The sequence below is a fragment of the Amycolatopsis sp. 195334CR genome (genome assembly GCF_017309385.1).
Lineage (GTDB): Bacteria > Actinomycetota > Actinomycetes > Mycobacteriales > Pseudonocardiaceae > Amycolatopsis.
Genome location: NZ_JAFJMJ010000002.1, coordinates 214,006 through 228,511, shown reverse-complemented (window position 1 = coordinate 228,511; position 14,506 = coordinate 214,006). Strand labels below are relative to the sequence as shown.

Genomic DNA, 14,506 nt, shown 5'->3' with positions numbered 1-14,506 from the left:
ATTTCAGGTGATTTGTTCCCCCAACAGGCCCAGCGCGGCCGTCACCGAGCCGGTCCGCACGGCCGCCCGATCGCCGGGTAAGCGCAGCTCACGGGTGATCGTCCCGCCCGGTCCGGCCAGCCCGAGGTGGACCGTGCCAGGGGAAACGCCGTCCTGCGACGCCGGGCCGGCCACCCCGGTCAGGCCGAGGCCCCAGTCGGCTCCGCAGCGTGTTCGCGCCCCGGCGGCCAGCTGCGCGGCCACCTCCGGGTCGACCGCGCCCCGAGCGGCGAGCAAGTCCGGGTCGACCCCGGCCAGAGTCGCCTTCAACTCGGTGGCATAGACCACCAGGCCGCCGCGCACCACCTCGCTCGACCCGGGCACCTCGGTCAGCGTCACGCAGACGAGACCCGCGGTCAGCGACTCGGCTGTGGCGACCGTCTCACCGCGGCGGATCAGGGCGGCGACCACTTCGTCGGCGTTCACGAGGTCGAGCCGGTCCGATCACCCAGAGCGCGGAGCTTCAGCGCGCGGATCAGGTAGTCGATGCCGGTCACCACGGTGAGCACCAGCGCCAGGCCCATCAGCGCCCAGCCGACGAAATCGGCGGAGGCGGGCAGCGGCAGCAGGTAGACGGTGATCGCGGCGATCTGCGCCATCGTCTTCGCCTTGCCACCGCGGCTGGCCGGGATCACCCCGTGCCGGATCACCCAGAACCGCAGCAGGGTGACGCCGATCTCGCGGACCGCGATCACGATGGTCACCCACCAGCCCAGCTCGCCGAGCACGCTCAGGCCGACCAGCGCGGCGCCGATCAGCGCCTTGTCCGCGATCGGGTCGGCGATCTTGCCGAAGTCGGTGATCAGCCCGTACTTGCGGGCCACCCAGCCGTCCACCTGGTCGGTGAACGAGGCCACCGCGAACAACGCGGTGGCCACCGCCCGCCAGAAGGTCTCGGTGCCGTCCCCGGCGAACAGCGCGGCGATGAACAGCGGCACCAGCACCAGCCGGGACAGCGTGAGCAGGTTCGCCACGTTGAGCGTGGGCACCGGCGTCGGCTCCGGCAGTTCGACCGGCCGCGGCGACGGCGGGGGGCCGGTCTCGCCCTCGGCCGGTTCGCTGGGCGCGGCACTCACCGGTCCGCGCCCGCCGGACGCACGATCAGGTCCACTCCGGCGGAGTCGGTCACCTCGCAGCGCACGAACTCCCCGACCTCGCGCTCGCCGGCGTCGACCAGCACGCATTCGCCGTCGACCTCGGGGGCCTGGTGCGCGGCGCGGCCGGTCACCTCGCCGTCTGGGCCTTCCTCGACCGACTCGATCAGCACGTCCACGAAGTCACCGATGCGCTCCTCGGCGCGCTGCGTGGTCAGCTCCTCCACCAGCGCCGAGACGCGCGCGACCCGCTTGGCCACGGTCTCCTCGTCGAGCTTGCCGTCGAAGCCCTCGGCCTCGGTGCCGTCCTCATCGGAGTAACCGAACACACCCACGGCGTCCATCCGCGCGCCGATCAGGAACCGCTCCAGCTCGGCCACATCGGCCTCGGTCTCGCCGGGGAAGCCGACGATCACGTTGGTGCGGATGCCCGCGTCCGGCGCGTACTCGCGGATCTGCTCGATCAGCGCGAGGAACGAGTCGGTGGAGCCGAACCGGCGCATCCGGCGCAGCACGGTCTCGCTGGAGTGCTGGAAGGACAGGTCGAAGTAGGTGGCAACGCCGGGCGTGGTGGCGATCGCCTGCACCAGGCCGGGCCGGGTCTCGGCGGGCTGCAGGTAGGACACGCGCACGCGCTCGATGCCGTCGATCTCGGCCAGCTGCGGCAGCAGCAGCTCCAGCGCCCGGGTGCCGCCGAACTCGCGGCCGAAGTCCTTGCCGTAGGAGGTGGAGTTCTCGCTGACCAGGAACAGCTCCTTGACGCCCCGCTCGGCCAGCCAGCGCGCCTCGGCGACCAGCTCGTCCGGGCGGCGCGAGACGAAGGAGCCGCGGAAGGACGGGATGGCACAGAACGAGCAGCGCCGGTCGCAGCCGGAGGCGATCTTCAGCGCGGCCACCGGCGAGTCGTCCAGCCGGGTGCGCAGCACACGCGGGCCCCAGCCCTCCTGCGCGTGGCCGGGCAGCGCGACCTCCTGCGCCGCGGCCGGGCGCTGGACCGGGCTGATCGGCAGCAGCGTGCGGCGGTCGGCGGGCACGTGCGAGGGCACGGCGTGGCCGGAGACCACGTCGCCGAGCCGCTCGGCCAGGTCGGGGTAGTGGTCGAAGCCGAGCACGGCGTCGGCCTCGGGCAGGCTCTCGGCCAGCTCCGCGCCGTACCGCTCGGCCATGCAGCCGACCGCGACCACCTTCGCGCCGGTGTCGGCGGCGGCCAGCAGGGTGTCCACCGAGTCCTTTTTGGCCTGCTCGACGAAGCCGCAGGTGTTCACCACGATCACGTCGGAGCCCTCCGGCTCCTCGGCCAGCTCCCAGCCGCCGGCCGCCAGCCGGCCGGCCAGCTCCTCGGAGTCGACCTCGTTGCGGGCGCACCCGAGGGTCAGCAGCGAGACCCGCCGCGGGCTGGACGAAGCGTTCGTGGTGGAAGAAGGCACGAGGATCAGCGTAACTGTCGTCCCTCGGAGCGCCGGTCCTAGGCACTGTCCGGCCAGCCCTGGTCGCCCTCTTCACGCCCAGGCGGCCCCTGGCGGCACGGCGGGATGCGCCCGAGTACGGCCAGTACGAGGGCGATCCCGCCGCACCGCCAGGAACCACCTGGATCGCGAAGCCCATCGACCAGACTCGCCGGACAGCGCCTAGGTTGGCGGACGTGCCAATGAAGCGTGAAGCGGACCAGGTCGTCGTCCGCCGTGCCCTGATCGCCGACGTCCGCCGGATCAAGGAGCTGGTGGACGCCGACGCCGGCCGGGTGCTGCTGGAAAAGGACCTGGTCACCCTGTACGAGAGCGTGCAGGAGTTCTGGGTGGCCGAGGTGACCGGCACCGAGGACGGCGCCGGGAACGGCGAGGTGGCCGGCGCCGGGGCGCTCCACGTGCTGTGGGAGGACCTCGCCGAACTCCGCACGATCGTGGTGGGCAAGCAGGCCCGCGGCAAGGGCATCGGGCACGCGCTGGTCGGCAGGCTCATCCAGCACGCGGTGGACCTGGGCCTGCGCCGCCTGTTCGTGCTCACCTTCGAGACCTCGTTCTTCGCCGGTCACGGCTTCCGCGAGATCGACGGCGCGCCGGTGTCGCAGGAGGTCTACGAGGAGATGCGGCGCTCCGCCGACCCCGGCGTCGCCGAGTTCCTCGATCTTCCTTTTGTGAAACCGAACACGCTCGGCAACACGAGGATGCTCCTGGAGCTCAGTTCCTGAGCTTCAGGATGTCCACGCCGCGGGTGTTGTCGGCGACGTAGACCAGCCCCTTGTGCCAGTACGGCGCCCACGACGCGGCGTCGGCGGGCCGGTGGTAGGCGATCTGCTTCGGGTCGGTCGGGTCGCTGACGTCGAGGAAGCGGGTGCCCTGGGCGTAGAACGACTGCACCAGGACGTCCCCGCGCTTGTCGAAGTAGTGCGCCGAGCAGTCACCCGACGCCGGGTCGCTGCCCTCCTGGCCCGCCACGCCCCAGGTGCCGACCGTCTTCATCCGGAACGGGTCCTCCGGCGTGGACCGCCACCCCTGGCCGTCGTAGGAACCCTCCAGCGAGGAGATCACCAGCACGCCGTCGCCCGCGCACCCGTCGAGGAAGCTCTCCTCGACGGCGTAGATCAGGTCGTTCTCGCCCCACGGCCCGTGCTCGACCGGGCGCAGGCTGTTGTGCATGAACTTCGACGGCGCCGCGGTCTCCTCGACGCCACCACCGGCGTACGGCACCGGCGCGGTCGGCGTGGCCTTGCGCCACTTGCCCTGAACCGGGTCCTTGCGCCAGCCGTCGGTCCAGTAACCCCGCACGCCGCCACGGCCGGACACCCAGGCCACGCCGGTCTGGTCGACCTGCACGTCGTGCACGTAGTCGGTCTTGCCGTCGTTGCGGGCCAGCTCGATCGGCTCCGGGTGCACCTTCGGCTTGGCCGGGTCGCGGACGTCGGTCACCCAGATGGGCCGCCCGCCCCAGTCGGCGGGCTGGTTCGCCGCCTTCGCCGGGCCGCCGGTCCACAGGTACCGGCAGTCGTTGACGCAGCTGGTGGTGTGCCCGGCGGGCACCTGCACGTAGCTGCGCACCACCGGCTTCTCGGGGTTCTTCACGTCGACCACGTAGATGCCGGACTCGCCGGTCTGGGTGTTCCCGCCGAACGCGCGCGGGTCCCTGGCCAGGAAGACCAGCTTGCGCTTGCGGTCGACCTCGGTGTTCTCGGTCTCCCACATGCCGGGCAGGCTCAGCTCGCCGATCAGCTTGGGCGCGGTCGGATCGGCCAGGTCGTAGGTCTTCAGGCCGAACTCACCGGAGACCACCATGACGTCGCGCCTGCCGTAGTCCAGGAACTCCAGTGCGATGGCGCCCTGGGCGTCGGGCACGTTGCCGACCGCGTCGACGTTCTTGACCGCGCCGGGCGCACCGGCGGCGGGGGCCGCCTTGGGCTCCGGCCCGTCCTCCTCCCCGCACGCGCCGGCGGGCAGGGCGGTGACGATCGCCGTGGTGACCACGGCGGCGAGGGTCAGGCAGGTGCGGAACATCGGTGACCTCCCAGTGACGAGCCCAGAGCACTGTATTGCGCGGCGTTCACCGGATACAACCGCCTTCCGTTGGTGCTAGACAGAGCCCATGCGCCTGATCCCCGCCCTCCTGGCCGCCGCGGTGCTCGCCGCCGCGTGCACGCCGGCCCCCGAGCCGCCCGCCCCGGACGTGCTCACCGCCGGCGTCACCGAGCCGGGCAGCCTGGTGCCCGCCGAACTCCGCGACCAGACCGGGCGGACGGTGGTTTCGGCGCTGTGGACGCCGATCCCGCCGTCGGCGGCCACCAGCCCGGATCTGCGCACCTGGACGGTGAAGCCACCCACCGGCCGGTTCCACGACGGCACCCCGGTCACCGCGAAGTCCTATGTGGACACCTGGCGATTGACCGGGGGTTCGCTGGGCGCCACGGAAATCACCGCGGTCGACGATTCCACCGTGCGGATCGTGCTCGCCCAGCCGTCCGGGGAAATCCCGGTGAAGCTGACCGCGCCCGCCTTTCTCCCGCTGCCGGAATCGGTGCTCGTTTCCCGGGACTGGGCCGGCTTTTCCCGTACTCCGATCGGCAACGGGCCCTACCGGATGGCCGCGCCCTGGGAACCCGGCAAGGGCGCGAAACTCACCCGCGTCACGCCGGAACCGGGGAAACCAAAGGAAATCGAGCTGCGCGTCGGCGCGCCGGGCACGCACTACGACGAGGTGAAGGCGGGCACTCTCGACCTGGCCACCGAGGTGCCCGGCGACCGCCACGACGCGATGCACACCGATTTCGCCGACCGGCACGCGATGTGGCCGCTGCCGTCCGCGGGCTATCTGGTGTTTCCGTTGGGGGACAAGCGGTTCGAAGACGCGGCCGTGCGGTTCGCGTTCGCCATGGCGGTCGATCGCGCGGCTGTGGCGAAGGGGCCGCTCGGTGATCAGGCGGACCCGGCGAAGGGCGCGCTGCCCGGCGAGCGCTCGGCCACCTGCCGTCCGTGCACCCACGACCCGGCGGCGGCGAAAGCCCTTGCCGCCCAAGGCGGATTCGGCGGCGACGTGAACCTCTACTTCGCCCCGGGCGAAGAAGCGTGGGCGCGCACGCTCGCCGAGCAGGTGCAGGCGGCGCTCGGCTCGCCGGTGCACGCCAAACCACGCCCGGACGGCACTTTGGACGGCCCGCTCGCGATCACCGTTCAAGCGGCGACGCCCGGCGAGGCGGTCGGCGCGCTGACCGCCGCGACTGCGTACGCGGGTGCGGGTTTCGGGGATCTGGTCGCCGCGGCGTCCTCGGCCACCGATGAGGAGGAACGCGCCCAGCGGTACCGGCTGGTCGAGAACCAGTTGCTGCGCGATCTCCCGGCCGCGCCGATCTGGACCGGTCACGGGCACGCGGTGTGGTCGCCGCGGGTGCACGGCGCCACCGCACTGCCATTCCGCGGGATCGATCTGACAAACATCACGCTCCAGAACTGAACCGTTGGAAGGAATTCACTGGATTTCCTACGCAAGGTGGTGGCGCCAGGAGAATTCTTGGCCAATGCTGAGCTCACCCTGTCGAGAGATCACAGCGAGGGAGCTAGCGATGTCCGTGACCGCCCTGCCCGAGCCAGCCACCCGCCGCCGCAGATCAGTCCGCGGCCTGCTCCGCAAGCTGACCGTGTCCGCCGCGGTGGCCGGAAGCCTGGTGATCGGCGCGGGGACCGCGCAGGCCATCGACGTGCGGGCGGTGACCGACGACTACCTGTTCAGCAAGTCGCTGTCGGGCTTCGTCAGCGTGCGCGGCACCTATCCGAGCGACCTCGACTGGTCGACCGACGCCTGCTCTTGGTCGCCGGACAAGCCACTGGGGTACAACTTCACGCAGGCCTGCTGGCGGCACGACTTCGGTTACCGCAACTACAAGAAGCAGAGCCGGTTCACCGACGCCAACCGCCTGCGCATCGACGACAACTTCTACGACGACATGAAGGACATCTGCAACGGCGCGGGTGCGTGCAACGCGGCCGCGTGGACGTACTACCAGGCCGTGCGCCAGTTCGGCGCCAGCTGATTTTCCACCACCGGCGGGTCGTCAGCGCTTAGGCTTTGGCGCTGACGACCCGTCCCGGGGGTGGGCATGGACAGCGATCACCTGTTGAGCACGACCCGCGCGGTGCGCCGGAAGCTCGATCTGGACCGGCCGGTGGAGCGCGAGGTCATCCTGGACTGCCTGCGCCTGGCGGTGCAGGCGCCGACCGCGGGCGCCACGCAGCAGTGGCGCTGGCTGGTGGTCCGTGATCAGGAGCGCCGCAACCGGCTGGGCGCGCTCTTCCGCGACGTCGGCACGGCGTACCTCGACGCGAAGGTGGCGGACAGCCCGCAGCGGGCGCGCACGCTCGCGTCGGCACGGCACCTCGTCGACGTCATCGAACGCGTTCCGGTGCTGGTCATCCCGTGCCTGCTGGGCCGCCCCGAAGGCGGCAACGACGCGCTCGCGGTGTTCTACGGCGGCATCTTCCCGGCGGTGTGGAGCTTCCAGCTGGCGTTGCGGTCGCGGGGCCTGGGCTCCACGCTCACCAGCTACCACCTCGAACGCGAAGCCGAAGCGGCGGCGATCCTGGGCATCCCCGCGGACGTCACACAAGTCGGCCTGCTACCCGTCGCCTACACCACGGCGGCCGACTTCAAGCCCGCTCCGCGCACCCCACCCGAAGACCTGACCTACCAAGACACGTGGGGCACCCCGCTCTGACCTGCTCCCTCCGGGCGGCAGTGGTGCTGTGAATGTGGCTTTCACTGCGGAATCGGCAGTGAATGTGGCTTTCGCAGCGGACGTGGCTCGCACCGGACAGGACTCGCCCCAGCCCCAAACCGACACCCGGCAACGCCACGCAACCCACGACCCACCCAGTCCTCCCCCTCACCCCGTCCACAGCCAAAACACGGCGAAGGTCCCGATGTCAAGGCATCTTTCCCGCCTTGACATCGGGACCTTCGCCGTAGTCACACTGAAAAACCGGGGTGGCCCCACGCCCTACTCGTCATCAGCAGGCGGCCCGCCGCCGCGGATCAGGTACAGGACGGACTCCAGCTCCTCCGGCTTGATCAGCACATCCCGCGCCTTCGACCCCTCCGACGGCCCGACCACCCCCCGCGACTCCAGCAGGTCCATCAGCCTGCCCGCCTTCGCGAACCCGACGCGCAGCTTGCGCTGCAGCATCGAGGTCGAGCCGAACTGCGAGGTGACCACCAGCTCCGCCGCCTGCAGCAGCACATCGAGGTCGTCGCCGATGTCCGGGTCGATCTCCTTGGCCTCGCCGGCCTTCGCCGCGGTGACGCCCTCCTGGTACTCCGGCTGCGCCTGCTCCTTGGCGAAGTTCACGATCGCCGAGATCTCGTCGTCGCCGACGAAGGCGCCCTGCACGCGCACCGGCTTCCCGGCACCCATCGGCAGGTACAGCGCGTCACCCATGCCGATCAGCTTCTCCGCGCCCGGCTGGTCCAGGATCACCCGCGAGTCGGTCAGCGACGAGGTCGCGAAGGCCAGCCGCGAGGGCACGTTCGTCTTGATCAGGCCGGTGACCACGTCCACCGACGGCCGCTGGGTGGCCAGCACCAGGTGGATGCCCGCGGCCCGCGCCTTCTGGGTGATCCGCACGATCGCGTCCTCCACGTCACGCGGCGCGGTCATCATCAGGTCGGCCAGCTCGTCGACGATGGCCATGATGTACGGGTACGGCGCGTAGACCCGCTCGCTGCCCGGCGGCGCGGTGATCTCGCCCGACTTCACCTTCTTGTTGAAGTCGTCGATGTGCCGCACCCGGTTGGCCTGCATGTCCTGGTAGCGCTGCTCCATCTCCTCGACCAGCCAGGCCAGCGCGGCCGCCGCCTTCTTCGGCTGGGTGATGATGGGCGTGATCAGGTGCGGGATGCCCTCGTACGGGGTCAGCTCGACCATCTTCGGGTCGATCAGGATCATCCGGCACTCGTCCGGCGTGGCCCGCGCCAGCAGCGAGACCAGCATCGAGTTGACGAAGCTCGACTTACCGGAACCGGTGGACCCGGCCACCAGCAGGTGCGGCATCTTGGTCAGGTTCGCGGTGACGAAGTGGCCCTCGATGTCCTTGCCGAGCCCGATCACCATCGGGTGGTTGTCCTTGGCCGCCTTCGGCGAGCGCAGCACGTCACCGAGGCGCACCATCTCGCGGTCGGAGTTGGGCACCTCGATGCCGACCGCGGACTTCCCGGGGATCGGCGCCAGCAGGCGCACGTTGTCCGTGGCCGCGGCGTAGGCGATGTTCTTGGTCAGCGCGGTGATCTTCTCGACCTTCACGCCGGGACCCAGCTCGACCTCGTACCGGGTGACCGTCGGGCCGCGGGTGAAGCCGGTGACCTGCGCGTCGACGTTGAACTGCTCCAGCACGCCGGAGATCGACTCGATCATCACGTCGTTGGCCTTGCTGCGCGACTTCGGCGCCTCGCCGAGGGTGAGCAGTTCCGCCGACGGGAGCTGGTAGTCGCCCTCGACCGTGCGGGTCACCGCCATCGGCGCCTCGGCCTTGCGGGCCTTCTTCTCCGGGACCTCGGCCGGCTTGACCTTCGGCGGTGCGGGCAGCGGCTCGTCCACCGGCAGTTCGAGCTGGGGGTCCTTCTCCTCGGACCCGGTGGCCTGGCGGCGCCGCGACGGCTTGCGGAGGCGGACCGCCTTGGGATCGGCCTCGGTGACCTCCTCGGCTTCGCGGGCCTTGCGCTCGGCGCGGGCCTCGCGGTGCGCCTGCTCCTCCTCCAGTTCCTCGGGGTCCATCCCCCACTCGCGCAGGCGCTGCGGGATCTGCCGCACCGGCGTACCGGTGAACACCAGCACGCCGAAGCCGAGCGCCAGCACCAGCAGCGGCACCGCGACCCAGGTGGTCACGCCGACCGCGAGCAGGCCGCCGGAGAGGTAGCCGAGGAAGCCCCCGGCGTACATCCGGTCCACGTTGGCCGAGGGCAGCGCGTTGAACAGGTGCAGGAGGCCGAGCACGGCGAAGATCATCAGCAGCGCGCCGATCACCCGGCGCGGCCGGGTCTCGGGCTGCGGTTCGGAGCGCATCAGCGCCACCGCGGCCACGGTGAGCACCAGCGGCAGGGTCACCGAACCGGCGCCGAACACCGTGCGCGCGCCGATCTGCACCCAGTTGCCGACCGGACCGGCCGCCTGCCACCAGACACCGACCGCGATCACGATGGCCAGCCCGATCAGCGCGAGCGCGAGCCCGTCCCGGCGGTGTTCCGGCTCCAGGTCGCGGCTGCGGCCGACTGTCCTCGCCAGCGAGCCGACCCCCTTGGCCAGCAGGTTCCACCCGCCGCGCACGGCCCGGCCGAACCCGCCACCGGACTTGCGGCGCGGGGCGGGCTTGCGCGCGGGCGGCCGCTTGGCCGTGGTGCGCGGGCGGCTCGAGCCGCGCGAGTTCCGCGCGGGAGCCTTCCCACTGCCCCCACGTCCCGAGCTCCGTCCCTTGGTTGCCGACGACCCACCTGCCATGGGTTCCACGGTAACCCTCGGTCTCGCCCAGTCACATCTGCCACTCGCAGCACACGGGGAACATTTCTCACGTTACCGATGAGCCGGTCCCCAAACCGGGTGAAATCCGATCGTGACAGGATCTGGCCCATGTTCGCTCTGCACCGCGACGAGAACGGGCGATTCCGGGCAAACCGGCGGACCCCCACGCCGGCCATCTGGCGCACCATGCTCGCCATCGACCACCGCCTGGTCAACCTGGTCGGGAGGCTGCGGATCACCGGTCAGGTGCCCAGCGGGCTGCGCGACCGGCCGCTGCTGATGGCGGCCAACCACATCGGCGTGTTCGACCCGTTCGTGCTGATGGCGGCCTGCCGCAAGATCGGCATCGCGCCCCGGTTCATGCTGGCCGGCGGCATCCTGGACGCGCCGGTGATCGGCCCGGCGCTCAAGGCCAGCGGACACCTGCGGGTGGACCGCGGCAAGTCCGACTCGGCGCTGGCGCAGTTCGGCGAGGCGGTCGAGGCGATGCGCACCACGCGGGCGCCGATCATCGTCTACCCCGAGGGCCGGATCAGCCACGACCCCGGGCTGTGGCCCGAGCGCGGCAAGTCCGGCGCGGCGCGGCTGGCGATCGCCGCCGGGGTGCCGGTGATCCCGATCAGCCAGTGGGGTGCGCACGAGGCCGTGTACTGGGGCACCGAGACGGTCAACGGGCCCGCCGACATCGTGCCGCTGGCCAAGTCGGGGCTGACCGCGCCGCTGCGGCGGCCGGTGTTCCGGGTGCACTTCGGCGAGCCGGTCGACCTGGCCGGCATCGAGCCGGAGCGGCCCGGGGCCGGGGTGCGCGCGCACGCGAAGATCATGCGGGCGATCACCGACGGCCTGGTGCCGCTGCGCCGCGGTGAAATGGACGTGCCGCGGTTCCACGACCCGACCCGGCCGACGGACACCGTCAGCCCGTGGAAGCCGTAACCTCCGTTCAGTTTTAGGCAGTTACCGAAAAAGGGTTCCGGACGGTCGGGGCCCGGCCGTATCGTGCGGTTCATGGTCACCGAGGTCGCGGCACGCCCGTCCGTCCACCGGGGCCGCGGCACGGTGCTGATCCTGGTCGCGGCCCTGTTCTTCAGCAGTTCCGGCGCGCTGGGCAAGCCGGTGATGCTGGCCGGGCTGAGCCCGGAGCAGGTGGCCGCGGCGCGGATCGGGCTGGCCGCGCTGGTGCTCGCCGCCGGGGTGGCGATCGCGCGGCCGTCGCTGCTGAAGGTGCGGGCTTCGGACTGGCCGCTGCTGCTCGGGTACGGCCTGCTCGGCGTGGCCGGGGTGCAGCTGTGCTACTTCGTCTCGGCGAGCCGGATCCCGGTGGGCATCGCGATCCTGCTGGAGTTCACCTCGCCGGTGCTGATCGCGCTGTGGGTGCGGTTCGTGCGGCGGGTGCGGCTGCCCAGGGTGATGTGGGGCGGGATCGCGCTGGCGATGGTCGGGCTGGCGATGGTGGCGCAGGCGTGGGAGGGGCTGCGGCTGGACGCGTTCGGCGTGCTGGCCGGGGTCGGCGCGGCGATCTGCTCGGCGGCGTACTTCCTGATCGGGGAACGCGCGGTGGCCGACCGGCACCCGCTGGGGCTGGTCACCTGGGGCATGATCGTCGGCGCGGTGGCGGTGTGCGTGGTGGCACCGCCGTGGACGATCCCGGTATCGCTGCTGTCGGCACCGGCGAAGTTCGGGCCGTGGCAGCCGCCGATCTGGGCGCTGCTGATCGCGCTGGTCCTGGTTTCCACCGTTTTCGCTTACCTGGCCGGGATTTCCTCGCTGAAGCACCTGCCGGCGCCGGTGGCCAGCGTGCTCGGCCTGTGCGAACCGCTGCTGGCCGCGGGCCTGGCCTGGGTGCTGCTCGGGGAGGCGCTGAGCTGGGTGCAGCTGCTGGGCGCCGCCATCCTGCTCGGCGGCGCCCTGATCGTCCAGCTCAACTCCCCCGGCAAAACCCCCGGCGGCGCGGCGCCCGCCTAGAACGCCTTCAGCTCACCCAGTTCGGCCTGCTGGTCCTGGCTGATCTTGCCGGCGAGTTCTTTCGCCTGCGGATTCTTCCCGTTCGCCTTCTCGGTGTCGGCGACCTTCACCGCGCCCTCGTGGTGCCGGGTCATCAGCTCGATGAACTTGGTGTCGAATTCGGGGCCACTGGCCGATTCCAGGGCCATCATGTCGGCGTCGGTGACCATGCCCGAGTGGCCGCCGTGGTCCAGGCCCGGGTCCTCCGGCGGCTGCTGCCCCCACACCTCGAGCATGCCGGACAGCTGCGCCATCTCCGCGTCCTGCGCGTCCCGGATCTTCAGCGCCAGCGCCTTGACCTTCTCGTTGCCCGACTTCTCCACCGCCAGCGCCGCCATGTCCACGGCCTGCTGGTGGTGCGGGATCATCTCGGTGGCGAAGGCGACGTCCGCGTCGTTGAACTCCCCGGACACCTGCGGGCCTGCCGCCGCCGCGGGCGGTGCCTGCGGGGTCGGCTCTGGCGCGGCATCCTCTCCGGAACAACCGGCGAGCACCAGCGCCGTGGTCACACCGGCGACGGCCAGGACCTGCCGTCGGGGGAAGCGGAACATGCGAAGCTCCTCGTGGAAACGGAAGAATCGGGTGGTGCGCCTAGGCGCTGTCCGGTGAGTCCGCGCGGAGACCGCGAGCGTGACTTACCGGACAGCGCCTAGATTCGCAGAGGGTGGCCACCGCGTGCACACCGGGTCAGTTACAGCACGAGAGCTTGCTCAGCGCCGCGTAGAAAACCTCGTTGATCTGCCCCGGATCCGGGGTGGTGAACGCCTGACCACCGGTCGCCGCGGTGATTTCCTGCAGTTCGGTCACGTCGATCTCCGGGCCGACGCCGATGCCGATCAGCTGGATCGGGCGTTTCGGGTCGACCAAGCCACCCAATTGGGTGAGCAGTTCCGCGCGGGTGATGCTGTGGGAATCCTCGTTGCGCCCGTCGGTCATCACCACGACGAGGTTCAGCCGTCCCGGTTCCCATTCCGCGCGCGCCGTCCGGTACGCGTCGAGCACGCTGTCGTACAACCCGGTCTGCCCCTGCGTCGCCTGGATCGCGCCGAGCACCGCCTCCGCGCCGCCCGCCAGGTGCTCGCTCACCGGCGCCATCGGCAGCACCTCGCGGTAGTCCTTGTCCCCGTCCAGTTTCGTGGAGAAGGTCAGGATCCGGAGGTCGCTGGTCGGCCGGAACAACCGCAGCGCGCGCTGCGCCGCCTCCCGCGTCAGCTCCATGCGCGTGCGGCCGCTGACCGGCTCCACCGCGTTCATCGAACCCGAGACGTCGATCAGCACCTGCAACCGGGAGCTCAGGTTGATCCCGGCCCACTGGTTCAGGATCAGGTCGACCTCGTCGGCGGGCGGCATCATCGCGGGCTGCATGTCCCGTGAGACCACCCGCCCGTCCTGCGTCCGGTCGCGCAGCGCCTGCCCGCCGGGGGCCCGGAAACCCGCGTCCGCCAGTACTTGCACGCCCTCGGGGGCTTCGACGGCACGCAGGAACCGGTCCGCCGCGGCGCGTTCGGCCGCACCGGCGGCGGGCAGCACGACGAACGGGTGGTCCAGCGCGGGCGCCAGCGGTGCGTACACCGCGACCAGTCCGCGCCCGCCCTGCTCGACGTTGTGGCGCAGCAAGGAGTTCTCGGTGGTGGGGAACGCGGTCAGGGTCTCCCGCACATCCGCCGACGGCAGCCTGCTGAACAGTTCTGGCGCGCCCGCGACCATGTTCGGCGACAACCGGCGCAGCAACTCGGCGAACGCCGCCCCCGGGTCCGGCTTGCCCTTGACCGTGTCGCGCGCGGCGAACAACGCCGACACCCCGACCGGATCACGTGCCGGATCGGGGATGCCGACACGCAGCCCGCTGTCGGCCGGGCCGAGCACGTCGGACCAGGTGAGCGTCCTGCCCGGCCAGCCGAGCGTGCTCGCGGCCCGCTCGTCGAGTGCGAGCACCACCGGTGAACTCGCGATCGAACGGCCCGAAGCCGGGATGTCGGTGGCCCCGGCCTCCCTGGCGCGCCGCAGCATCAGCGTCGACTCCGGCACCCAGACGTGCGGGGCGCTGGTCTGGGGCAACGCGAGGTCCTCCACCGTGCGCAGCGAACTCCGGCTCTGCACCTCGACCGTGCCGCAGCCCGGACCGGTGCCCGGCGGCAGCGCGCTCGCGAGGCGGGCGAGCGCGGGCGCTGTCTCCTCGGAGGCGACCACGCGCAGCTTCACCGGTTCGGCGCAGCCGGTGCGGGCGCGCACGAAAACCACGGCACCCCAGGAGATCCCGGCCACCACGAGCACGGCGGCCGTCAGCAGGACCGGCAACCGCCGTAGTCTTCGGACCGGAACCGCGGAATGTCGCCCCATGCGCCGCCTCCTGGCCGGGAGTCCCCGTCCAGATTAAGCGGGC

The 14,506-nt window shown here is 71.3% G+C and carries 13 protein-coding genes; 6 read left to right on the top strand and 7 right to left on the bottom strand.

Going from position 1 to position 14,506, the window contains the following annotated elements; all coding sequences use genetic code 11:
- Window positions 1–3 precede the first annotated feature (3 nt).
- The 3 genes from JYK18_RS23830 to rimO are packed head-to-tail and all read right to left on the bottom strand — an operon-like array spanning window position 4 to window position 2,560.
- Window positions 4–465: a CinA family protein gene (locus JYK18_RS23830; RefSeq protein WP_206804813.1), complete on the bottom strand. Its 462-nt coding sequence runs from the start codon at window positions 463–465 to the stop codon at window positions 4–6.
- Window positions 462–1,115 (bottom strand): CDP-diacylglycerol--glycerol-3-phosphate 3-phosphatidyltransferase, encoded by a 654-nt coding sequence (gene pgsA, locus JYK18_RS23825; protein ID WP_206804811.1) that lies wholly within the window; start codon window positions 1,113–1,115, stop codon window positions 462–464. Before pgsA ends, JYK18_RS23830 begins: the two co-directional genes overlap by 4 nt.
- The gene (gene rimO / locus JYK18_RS23820) at window positions 1,112–2,560 is read right to left on the bottom strand and encodes a 30S ribosomal protein S12 methylthiotransferase RimO (RefSeq protein ID WP_206804809.1); all 1,449 of its coding nucleotides are present in this window, start codon (window positions 2,558–2,560) and stop codon (window positions 1,112–1,114) included. Before rimO ends, pgsA begins: the two co-directional genes overlap by 4 nt.
- Before the next feature lie 221 nt (window positions 2,561–2,781).
- On the opposite strand from rimO, the gene JYK18_RS23815 reads away from it, so the two are divergent.
- Entirely contained in the window at window positions 2,782–3,321 is a 540-nt protein-coding gene (locus JYK18_RS23815; RefSeq protein ID WP_206804807.1) for an amino-acid N-acetyltransferase, read from the top strand.
- On the opposite strand, the gene JYK18_RS23810 is transcribed toward JYK18_RS23815, so the two are convergent.
- Window positions 3,311–4,621, bottom strand: a complete 1,311-nt coding sequence (locus JYK18_RS23810; RefSeq protein ID WP_206804805.1) for an LVIVD repeat-containing protein — start codon at window positions 4,619–4,621, stop codon at window positions 3,311–3,313. The genes JYK18_RS23815 and JYK18_RS23810 overlap by 11 nt on opposite strands.
- A gap of 88 nt (window positions 4,622–4,709) precedes the next feature.
- On the opposite strand from JYK18_RS23810, the gene JYK18_RS23805 reads away from it, so the two are divergent.
- From JYK18_RS23805 to JYK18_RS23795, 3 genes are all read left to right on the top strand, one after another.
- Window positions 4,710–6,071, top strand: a complete 1,362-nt coding sequence (locus JYK18_RS23805) for an ABC transporter substrate-binding protein (protein ID WP_206804803.1) — start codon at window positions 4,710–4,712, stop codon at window positions 6,069–6,071.
- Between the two features lie 109 nt (window positions 6,072–6,180).
- The gene (locus tag JYK18_RS23800) at window positions 6,181–6,648 is read left to right on the top strand and encodes a phospholipase (protein WP_206804801.1); all 468 of its coding nucleotides are present in this window, start codon (window positions 6,181–6,183) and stop codon (window positions 6,646–6,648) included.
- Window positions 6,649–6,714: 66 nt separating this feature from the next.
- Window positions 6,715–7,329, top strand: a complete 615-nt coding sequence (locus JYK18_RS23795; RefSeq protein ID WP_206804799.1) for a nitroreductase family protein — start codon at window positions 6,715–6,717, stop codon at window positions 7,327–7,329.
- 282 nt (window positions 7,330–7,611) lie between these two features.
- On the opposite strand, the gene JYK18_RS23790 is transcribed toward JYK18_RS23795, so the two are convergent.
- Window positions 7,612–10,101, bottom strand: coding sequence for a DNA translocase FtsK (locus JYK18_RS23790; protein WP_206804797.1), 2,490 nt, complete (start codon window positions 10,099–10,101; stop codon window positions 7,612–7,614).
- A gap of 129 nt (window positions 10,102–10,230) precedes the next feature.
- On the opposite strand from JYK18_RS23790, the gene JYK18_RS23785 reads away from it, so the two are divergent.
- Window positions 10,231–11,055 (top strand): 1-acyl-sn-glycerol-3-phosphate acyltransferase, encoded by an 825-nt coding sequence (locus JYK18_RS23785; protein WP_206804795.1) that lies wholly within the window; start codon window positions 10,231–10,233, stop codon window positions 11,053–11,055.
- A gap of 72 nt (window positions 11,056–11,127) precedes the next feature.
- Complete coding sequence (locus tag JYK18_RS23780) at window positions 11,128–12,084, top strand: DMT family transporter (protein WP_206804793.1); 957 nt, start codon at window positions 11,128–11,130, stop codon at window positions 12,082–12,084.
- On the opposite strand, the gene JYK18_RS23775 is transcribed toward JYK18_RS23780, so the two are convergent.
- Together JYK18_RS23775 and JYK18_RS23770 are read right to left on the bottom strand one after the other, a co-directional pair.
- On the bottom strand, window positions 12,081–12,674 hold the full coding sequence (locus JYK18_RS23775) for a DUF305 domain-containing protein (RefSeq protein WP_206804791.1): 594 nt from the start codon (window positions 12,672–12,674) through the stop codon (window positions 12,081–12,083). The two genes, JYK18_RS23780 and JYK18_RS23775, sit on opposite strands and share 4 nt — an antisense overlap.
- Window positions 12,675–12,810: 136 nt before the next feature.
- On the bottom strand, window positions 12,811–14,421 hold the full coding sequence (locus JYK18_RS23770; protein WP_242582025.1) for a substrate-binding and VWA domain-containing protein: 1,611 nt from the start codon (window positions 14,419–14,421) through the stop codon (window positions 12,811–12,813).
- Window positions 14,422–14,506: the final 85 nt, after the last annotated feature.